The sequence below is a fragment of the Maribacter ulvicola genome, from assembly GCF_900155985.1.
In the GTDB taxonomy this organism is placed as follows: Bacteria; Bacteroidota; Bacteroidia; order Flavobacteriales; family Flavobacteriaceae; genus Maribacter; species Maribacter ulvicola.
The window spans coordinates 1,881,413-1,896,785 of record NZ_FTMA01000001.1 but is presented as its reverse complement, the minus strand read 5'-3'; the positions used below and the strand labels follow the sequence as shown (position 1 = coordinate 1,896,785).

15 protein-coding genes are annotated in these 15,373 nt (G+C 35.4%); 7 read left to right on the top strand and 8 right to left on the bottom strand.

Annotation, left to right across the window (positions count from 1 at the left end):
- The 4 genes from BW936_RS08150 to BW936_RS08135 form a co-directional block, all read right to left on the bottom strand.
- Entirely contained in the window at positions 1–258 is a 258-nt protein-coding gene (locus tag BW936_RS08150; RefSeq protein ID WP_076547833.1) for a hypothetical protein, read from the bottom strand.
- Positions 259–533: 275 nt separating this feature from the next.
- The gene (locus BW936_RS08145) at positions 534–1,889 is read right to left on the bottom strand and encodes a DEAD/DEAH box helicase (protein WP_076547832.1); all 1,356 of its coding nucleotides are present in this window, start codon (positions 1,887–1,889) and stop codon (positions 534–536) included.
- Positions 1,890–2,150: 261 nt separating this feature from the next.
- Positions 2,151–4,649 (bottom strand): ABC transporter permease, encoded by a 2,499-nt coding sequence (locus BW936_RS08140; RefSeq protein WP_076547831.1) that lies wholly within the window; start codon positions 4,647–4,649, stop codon positions 2,151–2,153.
- Between the two features lie 47 nt (positions 4,650–4,696).
- Positions 4,697–5,386, bottom strand: a complete 690-nt coding sequence (locus tag BW936_RS08135) for an ABC transporter ATP-binding protein (RefSeq protein WP_076547830.1) — start codon at positions 5,384–5,386, stop codon at positions 4,697–4,699.
- A 62-nt stretch (positions 5,387–5,448) separates the two neighbouring features.
- Here BW936_RS08135 and BW936_RS08130 point away from each other — a divergent pair, with 62 nt between their 5' ends.
- Positions 5,449–6,174 carry an arylesterase gene (locus tag BW936_RS08130; RefSeq protein WP_076547829.1) on the top strand — a complete coding sequence of 242 codons (726 nt, stop codon included), beginning with the start codon at positions 5,449–5,451 and terminating at the stop codon, positions 6,172–6,174.
- On the opposite strand, the gene BW936_RS08125 is transcribed toward BW936_RS08130, so the two are convergent.
- Positions 6,171–6,410, bottom strand: a complete 240-nt coding sequence (locus BW936_RS08125; RefSeq protein WP_076547828.1) for a hypothetical protein — start codon at positions 6,408–6,410, stop codon at positions 6,171–6,173. The two genes, BW936_RS08130 and BW936_RS08125, sit on opposite strands and share 4 nt — an antisense overlap.
- 561 nt (positions 6,411–6,971) lie before the next feature.
- On the opposite strand from BW936_RS08125, the gene msrA reads away from it, so the two are divergent.
- Positions 6,972–7,679: a peptide-methionine (S)-S-oxide reductase MsrA gene (gene msrA / locus BW936_RS08120; protein WP_076547827.1), complete on the top strand. Its 708-nt coding sequence runs from the start codon at positions 6,972–6,974 to the stop codon at positions 7,677–7,679.
- Positions 7,680–8,299: 620 nt separating this feature from the next.
- On the opposite strand, the gene BW936_RS08115 is transcribed toward msrA, so the two are convergent.
- From BW936_RS08115 to BW936_RS08105, 3 genes are read right to left on the bottom strand one after another with little or no spacing between them, the layout of a single operon-like run.
- Positions 8,300–9,706, bottom strand: coding sequence for a hypothetical protein (locus BW936_RS08115; protein ID WP_076547826.1), 1,407 nt, complete (start codon positions 9,704–9,706; stop codon positions 8,300–8,302).
- The gene (locus BW936_RS08110; RefSeq protein WP_076547825.1) at positions 9,690–10,271 is read right to left on the bottom strand and encodes a hypothetical protein; all 582 of its coding nucleotides are present in this window, start codon (positions 10,269–10,271) and stop codon (positions 9,690–9,692) included. Before BW936_RS08110 ends, BW936_RS08115 begins: the two co-directional genes overlap by 17 nt.
- Complete coding sequence (locus tag BW936_RS08105) at positions 10,255–10,800, bottom strand: RNA polymerase sigma factor (RefSeq protein ID WP_076547824.1); 546 nt, start codon at positions 10,798–10,800, stop codon at positions 10,255–10,257. The genes BW936_RS08110 and BW936_RS08105 overlap by 17 nt, the downstream gene beginning before the upstream one ends.
- 104 nt (positions 10,801–10,904) lie before the next feature.
- On the opposite strand from BW936_RS08105, the gene BW936_RS08100 reads away from it, so the two are divergent.
- The 5 genes from BW936_RS08100 to BW936_RS08080 all read left to right on the top strand — a co-directional run bounded on the left by BW936_RS08100 (position 10,905) and on the right by BW936_RS08080 (position 15,368).
- A complete protein-coding gene (locus BW936_RS08100; RefSeq protein WP_076547823.1) occupies positions 10,905–11,819 on the top strand; it encodes an aldose epimerase family protein in 915 nt (304 codons plus the stop codon).
- A gap of 28 nt (positions 11,820–11,847) precedes the next feature.
- A complete protein-coding gene (locus BW936_RS08095) occupies positions 11,848–12,420 on the top strand; it encodes a DUF2911 domain-containing protein (protein WP_076547995.1) in 573 nt (190 codons plus the stop codon).
- A gap of 41 nt (positions 12,421–12,461) precedes the next feature.
- A complete protein-coding gene (gene meaB, locus BW936_RS08090) occupies positions 12,462–13,451 on the top strand; it encodes a methylmalonyl Co-A mutase-associated GTPase MeaB (protein ID WP_076547822.1) in 990 nt (329 codons plus the stop codon).
- An 83-nt stretch (positions 13,452–13,534) separates the two neighbouring features.
- Positions 13,535–14,494 (top strand): glycosyltransferase family 2 protein, encoded by a 960-nt coding sequence (locus BW936_RS08085; RefSeq protein WP_076547821.1) that lies wholly within the window; start codon positions 13,535–13,537, stop codon positions 14,492–14,494.
- Positions 14,478–15,368 (top strand): lysylphosphatidylglycerol synthase transmembrane domain-containing protein, encoded by an 891-nt coding sequence (locus BW936_RS08080; protein WP_076547820.1) that lies wholly within the window; start codon positions 14,478–14,480, stop codon positions 15,366–15,368. The genes BW936_RS08085 and BW936_RS08080 overlap by 17 nt, the downstream gene beginning before the upstream one ends.
- Positions 15,369–15,373: the final 5 nt, after the last annotated feature.

The window sequence follows — 15,373 nt, the reverse complement described above, 5'->3', positions numbered from 1 at the left end:
TTATGCCAACTTAACATAGTTTTTAGTAGCAATAAATGCTAATTCTTTGTTTACCCTTGCATTTTTGTACCTGTACAAACGAGCTACAGACGTTTTATCAGTGATTTCAATCGTTTTTTCGTTGCCAGTATTGCCAAAGCTATCAGCCAAAACAACACCCACTTCAGTAGTGTTAATTTCATCATCTGTTAGGGGAGTTTGTGCCAATGCCAATGCTCCGGCGAAAATGACTATTAGTAAGGTAAATAATGTTTTCATATTGTAATATTGAACAATACAAAAGTACTTTCAGACCAAAAAGTAAACCTCTTCCCCTCGCTGAACTGCGCTAATTTTCGGCTAGTGTAAGAAACTTTGACAAACAGATAAATAGTGCCGACGAATGGTTTTTGGTCTAAAAACACCACACCGATACGGTATGTATTTCATCGGTATTTTTAAATATATGAAATTTACAACACCAAGAAATTACAAGTTAAAAGACTAACTTTTATGTAAAAAAATAGAATTAATCAAAATGAAAAAGTTGAAACTTATTTTTTGTTTCTACCACGTTTACCGTAGTTTTTATCTCCACGGGTTTTGGGTTTACTATATTTCTTTTTAATGATACGCTTATAAGAACCTCCTTGGTTTTCTTTTTTGTTCTTATCAGATTTCTCATGAAAACTTGCCCCACGCTCCTCTTCGTTTATATTAAGCGGATTCTCACGTTCTCTATGCTTAGGTTGCTCGTCAAAAGTAAGTTGCGTGGCAATTTCAACGCCATTAGGTAATGGTAATTCATTTACCTTATATGACATTAAATCTTCTATAGCATCTTTAGCTTCTTCTTCCTTTTCCGTAAATAGTAATATAGAGGTACCCTCTTTCTCTGCCCTACCCGTTCTACCAATTCTGTGCATATAGTTTTCTGGGTACGTTGGTGTATCAAAATTTATGACATGAGATATTTCCTGTAGATCCAATCCACGGGCCATAACGTCGGTAGTTACCAAAATACGGTTCTTACCTTCATCAAACTGATTAATAGAGCGTAGTCTGTAATTTTGCGTTTTGTTAGAGTGAATAATACATATTTCTTCACTAAAAAACTCTGCCAGTTCTTTAAATAATAAATCTGCGCTTCGCTTACTTGATACAAAGACTAGCACCTTATGGTAGGTTTCTACATCCTGTAATAAGTGGACCAACAAATTCACTTTTGTATAAAAGTTAGGTGTAGCGTAACCGTATTGGGTAATATTCTCTAGAGGAGTTCCACTAACCGCAATGGCAATTTTTTGAACGCCCGTAAAGAAATCGGTAATAAATAATTCAATATCATCGGTCATGGTAGCAGAAAACATAATATTCTGTCTCTTATTTGGTAATAGCTCAAAAATATTTACGAGCTGAAACCTGAAACCTAGATCAAGCATAACATCGACCTCATCAATAACAAGCTTCTTCACTTGTTTTAATTGAACCGCTTTGGTCAAAATTAAATCATACAACCTAGCCGGTGTTGCTACCAGAACATCCGTACCCAATGCCAACGCATCTTTTTGGCGTAGCATACTTTTACCACCAAACACACCCAGAACACGAATTCCTGCGTATTTAGCCAGCTTTTCAGCCTCTTCTACCACTTGTACCACCAACTCACGTGTAGGTACAAGAATTATCACTTTAGGATGTATTTCCTTAGAAAACTTAAGCGTATTCAAAATGGGAAGCAGATAAGCGAATGTTTTACCGGTACCTGTTTGTGCTATACCTACAACATCACTACCACTCATTACAATAGGAAAAGCTTTCTCTTGAATGGGAGTAGTATTTTCAAAACCTAAATCCTCAAGTGCTTTTTCTAAGTTTCTAGATATTTTTAAATCGGTAAACAACGGCATAACAATCACTTTTGTATTTCTGGTGCAAAGCTATGCTGATTAGTTGACAAATCACGCATAGTAAGAGATTTATCGGTAATTAAGTCAAAAGTGGCTATGAAAGCTTAAAATAATATAAGGAGTTTAAAGTTAAACCTTTAAAATACGCCTGCTTTTCCCTTTTGTTAAATAAAAGAACAGAACCCATTTACTATACTTACATAGGCAAACCCACCTCAACAAATAATTAAGCTCATAAAATAAAGATTACACATTCTTTTATTACCCTTCTTTTCGCAAAACCTGTAATGGCGGACTATTTAATACCCCTCTACTGTTCATTAATCCGATAGCTAAGACTAGTAAGGTAATACCCGGCAATACCACTAAAAATGGAACCCATGAAGGCACAAATGGCGTATCAAAAATAAAATATGCCAGTAGAAAGCTACTTAGTAAAGAAAGTAAAACCCCTACTCCACTACCCAAAACACCAAGAAAAAGATACTCTAAAGCATTAATTTTCAATATCTGTTTACTCTGTGCACCTAGCGTTCTTAACAATACACTTTCACGAATTCGCTGATATTTACTGTTACGCACAGAGCCAATTAAAACAATAATTCCCGTTAGAATACTGAAAAATGCCATGAAGGAAATGACCCATGAAATTTTATCTAGTATATCCTCGACCAAGGTAACTACCTGTCTTAAATCAATGATGGATACATTAGGGAATTTCTTCACCAACTCTCGCTGCAGAACGGCCGATGATTTTTTATCTGGGGCATTGGTAGTCACCACATGAAACTGAGGTGCATTTTCTAATACTCCCTTTGGGAATACTATAGAGAAATTGAGCTGCATACGTGCCCAATCTACTTGGCGAATATTACCTACTACGGTAGTCATTAATTTCCCTTGAACATTAAAAAGCAAGGTATCTCCTAAAGTTACCAACGCATCATTTGCCACATTATCTGCCAATGAAATTGGTATTACTTTATCATTAGGATCCACAGATGGTATCCACTCCCCTTGCAACAACTTTTCGGAACCGATCATAGAATCCCTATAGGTAGTTCTAAACTCATGGTTCAAAATCCATTTGTTCACACGGGTGGTAGTATCTAATCGAATATCATTGACATTTCTATTTTTTATTCGTTCTAAACGCATAGTCACGATAGGAATATTATCTATCACAGGAAGACCTTTTGGGGTGATGGTATTTGCTACTTCATCACGTTGGTCTGTTTGCACATCAAACATTATTAAATTCGGACTTTCAGCACTTGCCTCGAACGAGGTTTTGGCAAGGAGAAAATCTTTTGTAAAGTATAATGTACTAATTAAAAATGTACCTATCCCAATAGCTAAAATCAGCACTACGGTCTGATTATTTGGTCGGTATAAATTCAGTAAACTTTGTCTTGCGGCAAAACTCCAAGACTTGGGGAAGTATCTTTTTATCAATCGCATGAATAAAATTGACACTCCCGCCAAAATTGAAAATGTCACCAATATACCCGCAACAAAACTCAATGCAAACACCCATCTGCCCAATAACCAAAAGGCGAATAAGAATATAAAAAGTACTACAGCAACGATTACCCAAATTTGATAAGGTCTAGCTTTTTTACCCGTATCTTCCTGTACCCGTAATACTTGTAATGGAGACACAAACCAAGTATGTATTAACGGAGACAAAGCAAATAATATGGACATACAAACACCAAGTAACAACCCAACGAATATGGCTTGAAATGAGGTAGATATCTCAACTTGAAAAGGTAAAAACCCTTGTAATATAAGTGGAAAGGTCTGTTGCAACAACAATCCTATCACTGTACCAATGAGTCCTCCCAACAATCCCATACCTGCAATTTGAATCAGGTATATTAAAAAGGTTTGTTTTCTTGTAGCACCCAAACATTTTAGCACTGCTACCGCTTTTAATTTCTCTTTTATATAGATATGTACAGAGCTGGCAATACCAACGCATCCTAAGAGCAGTGCAATAAATGCGACCAGGTTTAAAAACCTACCTACATTATCATATCTACGCCCCATGCGTTCGCTAGTATCCGTATGGGTGTCCATATCTGCATTTTCAGCATCTAGTAACAGATCAACTTCTTCACTTAGCACTTCTAAATTTGCCTTGTCATTATTAAAATAATAATTGTACCCTAAACGACTACCACGTTGCAGGAGACCGCTTTCTTCCATAAAACGAAAAGGCACAATAATGGGTGGCGCAGCAGTGGCACCAATGCCTGTACTTCCAGGAGCGGTAATCAATGAGCCAACAATAGGGAAAGTTATAGTACCAAGCTTTACGCTATCGCCAGGTTTTAAATTGTATTGCAACATTGCCGTAGCATCAACAAGTGCCCCGCCTTTTTCCAAATACTGTTGTGCGGCAATGGCCGGTTCTGTTTCTAACTCACCGTAAAAAGGAAAAGCACCTTCAATAGCACGAACCTGAACCAATTTTGTAGACAAGCTTTTGGGGAATGCCGCCATTGAAGCAAATTTGACCTCACGGGCATCATAACCGCCTAAAGAATCCATTAATTCCGTTACCCTTTCATTTGCCGGTTGATTACTATCTACAAGAAAATCTGCACCCATAAGTGCTTTTGATTGCAAACCAATATTATCTTTTAGGTTATCGCTGAAAGATTGAATAGACACCACCGCGGCAATACCCAGAATAATTGAAGCCATGAAAAGTAACAAGCGTTTACCACTTGCCTTACCATCGCGCCAAGCCATTTTCAACAACCAGCTATTTGACGCTTTTGAAGTTCTTTGTATTATACTCAAGATATTGCCGTGGTTTCGTTAATTACTATTTTACCACCTTTAAGTCGTAATACATGTTTGTTCAGGTTGGCCAGTTCTAAATCATGGGTAACAATAACCAAAGTGGTTCCCATTTCTTTATTCAGGTCAAATAAAAGCTTTATGACTTTTTCACCTGTTTCTTCATCCAAATTACCAGTAGGCTCATCTGCAAAAAGAATAGAAGGTTTGTTTGAAAATGCCCTTGCCAAAGCAACTCGCTGCTGTTCACCACCAGATAATTGAGATGGATAATGATCATGACGATCTCCTAAACCTACCTTTGCCAATAACTCTATCGCATCTTTAGAAGCATTGGCAGCGCCTTGTAATTCTAAAGGAACACTTACATTTTCTAATGCGGTCAAAGTAGGTAGTAATTGAAAGTCTTGAAAAATAAATCCTACCTTTTCATTTCTTAAAAGTGCACGTTGATCTTCGTTCAAGGCACTTAAATCTTCTCCGCAAAGTGCTATTACGCCCTCGTTAATTTCATCTAATCCGGCACAAAGTCCTAGTAAGGTTGTTTTTCCACTTCCTGACGGACCCACAATAGCAAAAGTATCGCCTTCTTCAATAGAAAAAGAAATATCATCAATTACTGTCAAATTCTTAGATCCGCTGGTATACGTTTTCTTTAGATTACGTACGTTTAATATCTTTGTCATAAATTAATTTGGTACAAGTCAACAAAATAAACAAATGATTTGGAATCTAATAAGTTAAGCCTATGTTGAAAGTATTAAAGTTTCGTTATTTTTTAGTGGTATTGTTGTTCCTTGGATGTGGAGAAACGCCAGAAAAAAAGCAAACTGACACCCAAACCGAAGCAGTTAGCAGCCCTGAAAAAGAGACTATTTCTGCCGATGACAAAGTGATTTTGTTCTACGGAAACAGCCTTACCGCTGCGTATGGCTTAGATACCAAGGAAGGGTTTCCTAATAGAATTCAATTAAAATTAGATTCTTTGGGACTAGATTACAAAGTTATCAACTCCGGATTAAGCGGAGAAACCACCTCTGGCGGATTAAATCGGTTAGATTGGGTGCTAAATCAACCTGTAGATATTTTTGTATTGGAGTTAGGTGCCAATGACGGATTACGGGGAATACCCATTACTGAATCCATGAATAATTTACAATTGATGATCAATATGGTCAAAGATAAAAATCCTGAAACGCAAATTATATTGGCAGGTATGCAAATACCACCAAATATGGGCGCAGATTATGCATCGCAATTTAAGATGATGTATCCTACTTTGGCAAAATCTAATAATATATTGTTGATTCCTTTTTTGTTGGAAGGTGTTGCCGGTATTCCTAGTTTAAACTTAGAAGATGGAATACACCCTACTGCTGAAGGTCAGCGCATAGTAGCAGAAAATGTCTGGGAAATCTTGAAAACACTTGTGTTACCACGCGAAACCGAAGATCATGTAAAAGAATTAAACTAGGCGAAAGAAACTGTTTTCACTCCTATTTTAAAAAGTAAAGCTTGTTTAACCCTTGCATTTTTAACTTTATAAAACCTTGCAGCTGTTTGGAAACCCTGAATGTTTACGTCAGACTTAATGGTTACATCTAACATAGGCATAACAACGGACTGTACTTTTATGTCTGGTGATTTTGATTGTGCCTGGGACTGAGTTCCTAAACAGATAACAAGGAGTAAAAAAATAATTGTACGCATAATTAAGTAGGTAAATTTGGTATATAAAGAACCACTTACTCGTAAGTAAACGTATTTCTCATTCGACAAAAAGTTTAATTTTAACGATGAAATGCATACTTATCGATGTACTACTGATTTTTGTAGTCCGTTTCCTACAAAAATATTTCCCATTAAACGTTACAATTATACACTTTATCGGATTAATAAGCTTTTTCTTACAAAATATTATTTCAATTAGATAACACACCTACAAGAGAAAGGTTAAATGCAAATACAAACTCAAAAATCAAGTTGAACTTGGTAAGTAGTTGTTAGAAACCTATCCATTTAATAATTACAAAAAAAGACCCTCAATATCAAAATTAATTATAGTCTTAAAATACTTAGAGATGTTTTAGCACCTTTAAACATTTTAGTATCTAACATGCTTGTGCCTTATATCAAGTAAGAATCAACGACTAGAATATGTACATAATTTTATCGAAAAATATAATTTTCTTCAATGGTATTAACATTTTTTAACCGTTTACCCTGTAAGGTCTTTGTAAATTACCTACCAATTGCTAAAAGAAAATTATTATGAAATTTTTACAAATAACATTATTGGTCTGTGCTACCTTAGTTGCCACCAGTTGCCAATCTAAGGCCAAGAAAAATACCATTGTAGAAGACCCTAATACGATGGAAAATGAACAAGTGGAAATAGAGGAGGAAATAAAATTGACTCCAAGACAATTAAGTAAATATGAAACTGCCTATTTTGCAAGCGGATGTTTTTGGTGCGTTGAAGCTATTTTTGAAAGTGTTAAAGGCGTAAAAGAGGTGGTATCAGGTTATGCTGGTGGTAAACAAAAGAACCCTACCTATGAAGAAGTAGGCTATGGTAAAACAGACCACGCAGAAGCTGTAGAGGTGTATTATGACGCTAATGAAATTTCGTTTACCCAATTGGTTCAAGTATTTTTTGGATCTCATGATCCCACACAGTTAAATAGACAAGGTCCTGATCGTGGAAGACAATATCGTTCTATCGCTTTTTATAAAACTGATGAACAAAAGCAGATTATAGAGCGCTATATGCAAGCACTAACTGATAATAAAGTGTATGATAACGATCCAATTACGACAGAAGTTGTACCTTATACTGTATTTTATAAAGCAGAGTCATACCATCAGGATTATGAAAAGAACAATCCTAACAACTCATATATAAGAAATGTATCTATACCAAGACTGAATAGGTTTAAAGAAAACTTTGGAGATTATCTGAAGAAGAGTGCCCATTAAAAGATCTCCCAAGAAATTTCAAAATAAGAGCACCCAAAACGGGGTGCTTTTTTATTACCCGTTTGGTTTTAGAAACGTAATACCAAAATAATTTACTCAATAAGAGTTGGGTCATATTTACTTTATGCCATCTCTCTGCTACATACTTAAACACTACAGATCTTACTGCAGTTTAGATAAGTCGAAAGATTCTTTAAAACTCTGCTAAAAGGATACCTGTGCTATAGTTTCGGTAGATCAAGATAATTATGGAATACAGCACAGATTTAATCAAAATGTTTTTACTAAATATGTAGCCTTAGATGGTAATTTTTAAGCTTTAAGTATTAACAAAAAACCTACGCTATAAAATAATCATGTGACTAAACACCTAAAAGTAGGCCACATTACTTACTGCTAAATAGTTGCAAAGCTATACCTTGGTGAATATAATGATGAACCAAACATAAAGCCGGTTGTGCTAAAAGAAAATAAAAAATTGGTTTTGCCCTCGCTTATGCAGACAATGAAAACAGCGAAAAGCTTGCGAATTATATAAGATGTGAATTCGTTGTAGGAGAAAATAAAACATGGAAAGGTTACCTACTAATGGTTTTTAAGACCTTACCATTGCCAAAAAACTACTGTAGCACCACTTCGCTATAATCTGATGTGATTACAATGGATCGCTTACTATCATTTTTAATATGATGTCCTTTATGAATTGTTGTGTTACCATTTTTAGTTTCTACCATTTGAACACTTTTTGGTAGCTTCAATGTAGATGAATTTCCTTTTACATAAATATTGGCAGCAACATTAGGCACATTTACATTTAGCTCTCCATTTTTTACACTTACATCCAACTCCTTAAAATCGTTACCCAATTCAAGTACATGTACGGCACCAAAATCATTCTTTATAAATGCATTTTTGAATAATTTTTGAATGGTAACGTCAGATGAAGTTGCTTGTAATTGTAATTGCACCACTTCTGACAACGAAATTTCTTCTGAATACGAAGTACTCAATTGTCCGTAGTTCCATTTTTGAACACTTACCGGAGTGTACGAAGCAGAAACAGTAGTCTCTTCCCCTTCAATTGTAACTGCCCAAAGGCTTGAATGCGAAAGGTTCGCATTCAAATTTTTGGTGTTTTCAGCTAATTTAACCTCCCCATGGCGTACATCCATTTTAATTCTGGTAGACTTTGGTAAGCTTATCTTTATAGTCTTTTTAATTTTAAAGTTCTTTTGCTCCCCTTCATTGGAGTAATAAAATATATTAGGCGAATTTTCATTAGATTGAATAATAATCCTACGTTCTTCTCTTTCTTCTTCCATTTTCTCTTGTCTCTCTTGCAACTCCTCTTGTCTTTTCTCCATTTTTTCATGATGCCGCTCCATTAATTCAGCTCGTCTCTTATTATGTGCTTCCAATCTTTGTTCCATAGCCTCAGCTTTTTCTTCCATTCGTTCTGCCCATTCTTCCAATCGCTTTTGATGTTTTTTATCAAAGCTCTTTTCAAAATTCTTTTGCCATTTTTTCATGTACTTATCTCCCTCTTCTTGATACTTCTCGTAATTAAAGATAAAAGCTTCAGTCTGTGGTAATGGTGGCATTTCTGGGAACGGAGCAATTTGTGGTACATTCACAACAAACGATGCAATTTCAGGCACTTCAATACCCATACCGCCGTGATTAAAAATATGATCAGCATCAAAACTGGCAAAGAAGTCGTTATTTTTTGACTTAGAAGAAATCTTAATCTCCTTGCTATTCCCTAATATTTCAATAGGGCTATTTTTAAAATAGCTCTCAGCTTCTTCTTTGGTAGCTCCTTCTAGGGTAATAGTGGCCGAAATGGCCACTTCATCCTTATCCCAACTTTCAAACTCAATATCAGCATAACTGGTATTGATATTTACAACGGCATCTTCTGCCACAATAAACCGCTCTTGATATGTTTTATTTTCTTCTTGCGCCATAAAAGACGTAGAAATTAAAAGCCCCAATGCAATGATGAGTTGCTTAGATACTGTTTTCATTGATCTGTTCATTTTTTGATAATTTTAATTCGTTTAATTTTCTTTTTAATTTCTGTAATAATTGTAATCGTAATTGTAAATTCTCTATCAGAGCCGTAATGGTTTGATCATTAGGTCCTAATTCTTTTAGTTCGATATGTAACGTTTTGTATTCTACATTTAAATTATTAAGCTGCTCCATAAAACTGTCTATTAAGCCTTTAGTATCTGGAGATACTTCTAGCTTTGCCAATTCCATATTAATATTGGCAACGTAAAAATTCTCTACCTTTTTAAGATCTGGTGAGAGGTCACCGAAAGTAAATTCAGGCTTTTGTTCTTCAGCTGAAGTGGTATCTACCACTACCGTTGTATTACCATCATTATTAAAGTATAAGAAGCCCAAACCCATACTTATGATGACCGCTACAGATGCTGCGATCTTAAACCAGCCACTTACAGATTTACGCTCTGCTGGCAATGCTTCTTCTAGTTTTTTAAGAAAGCGTTCTTCATGACCTGGTTTAATGGTATGCTTTTGCGCCTTCCTATCCTTATTGAACATCTCCCTAAGATCCTGTTCCATATTTTTTTCCTTTTAATAATTCTTTCAAATGACCCTTTCCTCTTGACAATCTGGTTCTACAAGCTGATGCCGAAATATCTAACACCTCTGCAATTTCTTGATGATCATACCCTTCTACCAAAAACATCAGTACCACATATTTATATTTCTCCTGCAATTCATTAATGGCACATCTTACCTGCGCTATAGTTATTGTTACCGGTACATTCCAATTATCATCCTCTGCAACAACCTGCACGTAACTATCATCTAGCGAGACCTCTTTATCCTTTTTTGATTTTAAAAAATCAATACTTTTATTCACCACTATCCGTTTTAACCAAGCTCCAAAAGTAACATCACCTTTAAATTGATGTATTTTTTCAAATGCCTTTATAAAGGATTCTTGCAAGATGTCTTCTGCATCATCGGCATTTTTTACAAATCGCATTGCTACAATGTACATTCCGTCGCAATATTTACGATATAACTGTAACTGCGCAACCCGGTCGTTTGCTTTGCATTTCTCTACAACATTGCTTTGAAGCATTGGTTAAATTGATTGGTTTTAGTTTGTTGTTATAATAAGGACGACATAAAAATTAGAATGTTGCAAAAATTTATATTTTTACACCACACAATTAAATAATTCCTTTGAAACAAGTTACAATTTCCAATAACTATTTAACCTTAATGGTGCTTGATTACGGAGCTACCATTCAAAAATTGCTTGTTAAAGGGGAAGACGGCAACTACACCAATGTGGTCGTGGGTTTCAATCACCCTAGCAGATATCGTTTAGATGACAATGTATTAGGAGCTAGTGTAGGTCGTTATGCAGGTAGAATTTCTAATGGTGGCTTTGAAATTGATAGAGCTAGATATGATCTATTTCAAGAAGATGGGGTACACTTACATGGCGGTAAAGAGGGATTTCACCAAAAATATTGGACCATAGAAGAGGTTGACAACAGTGATAAACCTTTTGTAAAACTTACCTACTTAAGCAAACATTTAGAAGAAGGCTACCCAGGTAATTTATCTGTCAGTGTAACCTATAAATTAATGAATAATGCCTTACAGGTTATTTATGAAGGAATTACCGATAGAAGTACGGTAATTAATCTAACTAATCATTCTTATTTTAAATTAGATGAAAATCCGTATATAGATGAGTATGATTTACAATTAAATTGTCCCTACAGAGTAGAAACAAAAGAAAATTTATTGCCAACAGGAGATATTATACCTGTTCGTAAAACGGAGTACGATTTTTTACTTCCCAGAAAAATAGGTGTACAACGCTTAGATACAATTTTTGTAAAAGATATAGGGAATGAGAAGGTCGCAGAAATACATTCAAAGACATCTGGCATTAACATGAAAGTATACACCAATCAACCAGCATTGGTTGTATATACTCCGCCAGACTTTCCCGGTATTTGTTTTGAGGCACAAAATTACCCAGATGCCCCTAATCAACCAGATTTTCCTAAAAGCCTCTTAAGGCCTGGTGATATTTACAACAATATATCTATTTTTAAATTTGGAACAAGCACACCAAGCTAAGCCTAAGTTTATCCTTTCTATTTTTTATATGAAGCTATTAAAAAATCTTATTATAGGTGTTTTAGTAATTATAGCACTCGTTTATTTGGTTGCTATACCCTATATACACAGCGAAGCTAAAAAAATTAGTCCCGCAAAAACGGCTCTTTTAGATTTACAGGGAAGTAAGTTAGCGGTGGCTTATTCCAGTCCGTCAAAAAAGGGAAGGTCTATTTTCGGAGACCTGGTACCCTTCAATAAAATATGGAGAACAGGTGCCAATGAGCCCACAACTTTTACTACCTCTCTACCTATTAAAATTATAGATAAGACGTTACCTGCGGGTAAATATTCATTATGGACCATACCAAATAAAGATAGCTGGAAGGTCATCTTCAATTCTAAAATTCCTGATTGGGGCGTTACTCGCATAGATGGCAACAAAACCACTCATGAAAACAAGTTCGATTACCTTGCCGTTGAAGTACCCGTTAGAAAATTAGAAGAGCCGGTAGAACATTTATCTATAAATTTTGAACATATAGAAGAGGATCAAAAAACGCAAGATTTTTTAAGTTTAGCCTGGGATGCTACAAAAATTATGGTTCCTATCTACAAATAGTATCTTTATTCCTCTTTTAGAATTGAAGTAATGTAATTACAATGAATTTAGCCAAACTTACCACATCAGATTTTCTTGAAGGTATCTATGCCAACAATGTTGCCATAGTAAGTAAGGCTATCACCATAGTAGAAAGTACAAAACCAGAGCACCGCGTACTTGCCAATGAAATAATTGCCGGTTGTATTTCAAAAAAATATGACACCATTAGAATTGGTATTACAGGTGTACCAGGCGCAGGTAAAAGTACTTTTATTGAGGAATTTGGCGGCATGCTCACTGATTTTGGCAAAAAAGTGGCCGTACTTACCGTAGACCCCTCTAGCAGTAGAACAAAAGGTAGTATACTTGGTGATAAGACCCGAATGGAAAATCTGGTTAAAAATCCAAATGCATATATAAGACCATCTGCTTCTAGTGCTTCATTAGGTGGTGTAACCCGTAAAACAAGAGAGAGTATTGTTATTTTAGAAGCAGCAGGTTTCAATTGTATTTTAATAGAAACTATTGGCGTTGGGCAAAGCGAAACAGCTGTTCATGATATGGTAGATTTCTTTCTACTATTAAAATTGGCCGGTGCCGGCGATGAATTACAGGGTATAAAAAGAGGCATTATAGAAATGGCCGATGCTATTGTCATTACAAAAGCAGACGGTGATAACATGCAGCGCACCGATCTTGCCAAAATGGAATTTGCACGGGCACTGCATATGTTTCCCCCAAAAGAAAATGGTTGGACTCCAGAAGTGTTAACCTGTTCTGCATTAGAAAAAAAAGGATTGAATGAGATTTGGGAGTTGATTGACAACTATTGCAAAAACATGCAGACATCCGGATTCTTTACCACCAACAGACAGCAGCAAAATGAAAATTGGCTAATTCAATATTTAGAGCAGGAGCTATTATCTGAATTCTACCATCACCCAAAGACCAAAGAAATGTTACCCCAATTAAAAAAAGAAGTTATTAGCGGTAATGCTTCGCCTTTTTTAGCTGCAGAAAAGCTGTTGAAAGCTTTAAAAGAGCAGTAAATCGTTTATTATCTTACCCCGGTTCATGTACATTATCTTAAGGATAAAAAACATAACTTTGCAGCGATTTAAAAAACAACTCAATGCAACCTGTTACCACTTCCCTACTTTCGGTCGTTGTCCCTTTATATAACGAGGAAGATAATGTGACTCTTTTGACACAAAAAATCCACGAAAGCTTGGTAGGCTATGATTATCAAATCATTTACATAGATGATTTTTCTAAGGATAAGACTAAAAAAGTAGTCAAAGATCTAAAGGATGATAAAGTTCATTTAATAGAACTAAAGAAAAATTATGGTCAAAGTCTAGCCTTGGCTGCTGGTCTTGACTATGCGGAAGGAGAATATATTATTACCATGGACGGTGATTTACAGAACGACCCGTCTGATATTCCACAAATGCTGACCTATGCGGTTAGCGGTGAGTATGATGTAGTAACCGGTATTCGGCAAAAACGAAAAGATTCTTTGGTTAAAAAAATACCTTCTAAAATTGCTAATTTTCTGGTACGCCGGGTAACTAAATTAGATATTAAAGATAATGGTTGTGCCTTAAAGGTTTTTACAAGAGATATTGCCAAAGACCTAAATTTATATGGAGAAATGCACAGATTTATTACCCTCCTGGCATTTCTTGAAGGCGGACAAATAAAGCAAGTACCCGTAAAGCACCACGCACGTAATGCCGGGGTATCCAAATACGGATTAGAACGTGTCTTTAAAGTAGTTGCAGATATGATGCTATTACTCTTTATTCGCAAATACTTTCAACGCCCCATTCACCTATTCGGTATTTCTGGCTCATTAATGATCATTATAGGTGTTTTTATCAACATTTACCTCATGATCGTTAAGTTTGGCTTGGGCGAAGATATTGGCACAAGACCTTTGTTGACCGTAGGTATGATGTTTATTTTTGCAGGTATTCAATTATTCACCATAGGTATTGTAATGGAATTATTAATACGTACCTATTATGAATCTCAGAACAAAAGACCGTACCGCATTAAAAAAATAAGTGTAGGTGGAGAAGTTAAATAAGAAAGTAACCACCGGATTAAAAGTACTGATCAGTGCCATTTTAATTTATTTCATTTTTACAAAAATAAATGTAGGTGAGATAAAAGACATACTGATCACAAGTAATCCGTTTTACTTGATATTAGCAGCCATATTCTTTATACTATCTAAATTCATTGGGGCCATACGCCTTAATTTATATTTTCATCAACTTTCTATTATGCTTACCCATAAAAGCAATTTTAAATTGTACTTACTGGGTATGTTCTACAATCTATTTTTACCGGGTGGTATAGGTGGCGATGCTTACAAAGGCTACATTTTAAAGAAAACCTTTGATGTAAAAACAAAAAAAATGGTAAGTGTCCTTATACTAGATCGTTTAAGCGGTTTGTTGCTACTGTTCATTTACGCTTGTACCCTACTTGTCTTTATTGAGTTAGAAATATTAAATGGTTATCGTTGGTTGCTTATGATAGCCATACCCTTGTCAGTAATTGTCTTTTGGTTATTGAACAAGAAGTTCTTTAATTATGTACTACCCATTTTTTGGAAAACTACAGCACTATCCGCATTGGTACAAGCAGCACAATTGGTAAGCATTTGGTTTATATTATTAGCATTGAATATAGATACTAATCAGATTTCGTATCTTATTATATTCTTAATTTCTTCCATTGTAGCGGTAGTTCCTTTGACTTTAGGCGGAATTGGAAGTCGAGAAGTAACCTTTTTTTATGGAGCAAAGTTTTTAGGGTTAGATCAAAATGTATCGGTTGGGACAAGTGTACTCTTCTTTCTAATAACCGCTTTGGTTTCTTTGACCGGAGTATTGTATCATTTCAAGAAAATTAAATTAGAACTGGCGGGCAGTACTACCAGTTCAATAGACTAATTAGT

Excerpts from the sequence above, each read along its gene's own strand:
- BW936_RS08150 (WP_076547833.1), bottom strand. The coding sequence starts at position 258 with ATGAAAACATTATTTACCTTACTAATAGTCATTTTCGCCGGAGCATTG.
- BW936_RS08145 (WP_076547832.1), bottom strand. The coding sequence starts at position 1,889 with ATGCCGTTGTTTACCGATTTAAAAATATCTAGAAACTTAGAAAAAGCA.
- BW936_RS08140 (WP_076547831.1), bottom strand. The coding sequence starts at position 4,649 with ATGGCTTGGCGCGATGGTAAGGCAAGTGGTAAACGCTTGTTACTTTTC.
- BW936_RS08135 (WP_076547830.1), bottom strand. The coding sequence starts at position 5,386 with ATGACAAAGATATTAAACGTACGTAATCTAAAGAAAACGTATACCAGC.
- BW936_RS08130 (WP_076547829.1), top strand. The coding sequence starts at position 5,449 with ATGTTGAAAGTATTAAAGTTTCGTTATTTTTTAGTGGTATTGTTGTTC.
- BW936_RS08125 (WP_076547828.1), bottom strand. The coding sequence starts at position 6,410 with ATGCGTACAATTATTTTTTTACTCCTTGTTATCTGTTTAGGAACTCAG.
- msrA (WP_076547827.1), top strand. The coding sequence starts at position 6,972 with ATGAAATTTTTACAAATAACATTATTGGTCTGTGCTACCTTAGTTGCC.
- BW936_RS08115 (WP_076547826.1), bottom strand. The coding sequence starts at position 9,706 with ATGAAAACAGTATCTAAGCAACTCATCATTGCATTGGGGCTTTTAATT.
- BW936_RS08110 (WP_076547825.1), bottom strand. The coding sequence starts at position 10,271 with ATGGAACAGGATCTTAGGGAGATGTTCAATAAGGATAGGAAGGCGCAA.
- BW936_RS08105 (WP_076547824.1), bottom strand. The coding sequence starts at position 10,800 with ATGCTTCAAAGCAATGTTGTAGAGAAATGCAAAGCAAACGACCGGGTT.
- BW936_RS08095 (WP_076547995.1), top strand. The coding sequence starts at position 11,848 with ATGAAGCTATTAAAAAATCTTATTATAGGTGTTTTAGTAATTATAGCA.
- meaB (WP_076547822.1), top strand. The coding sequence starts at position 12,462 with ATGAATTTAGCCAAACTTACCACATCAGATTTTCTTGAAGGTATCTAT.
- BW936_RS08085 (WP_076547821.1), top strand. The coding sequence starts at position 13,535 with ATGCAACCTGTTACCACTTCCCTACTTTCGGTCGTTGTCCCTTTATAT.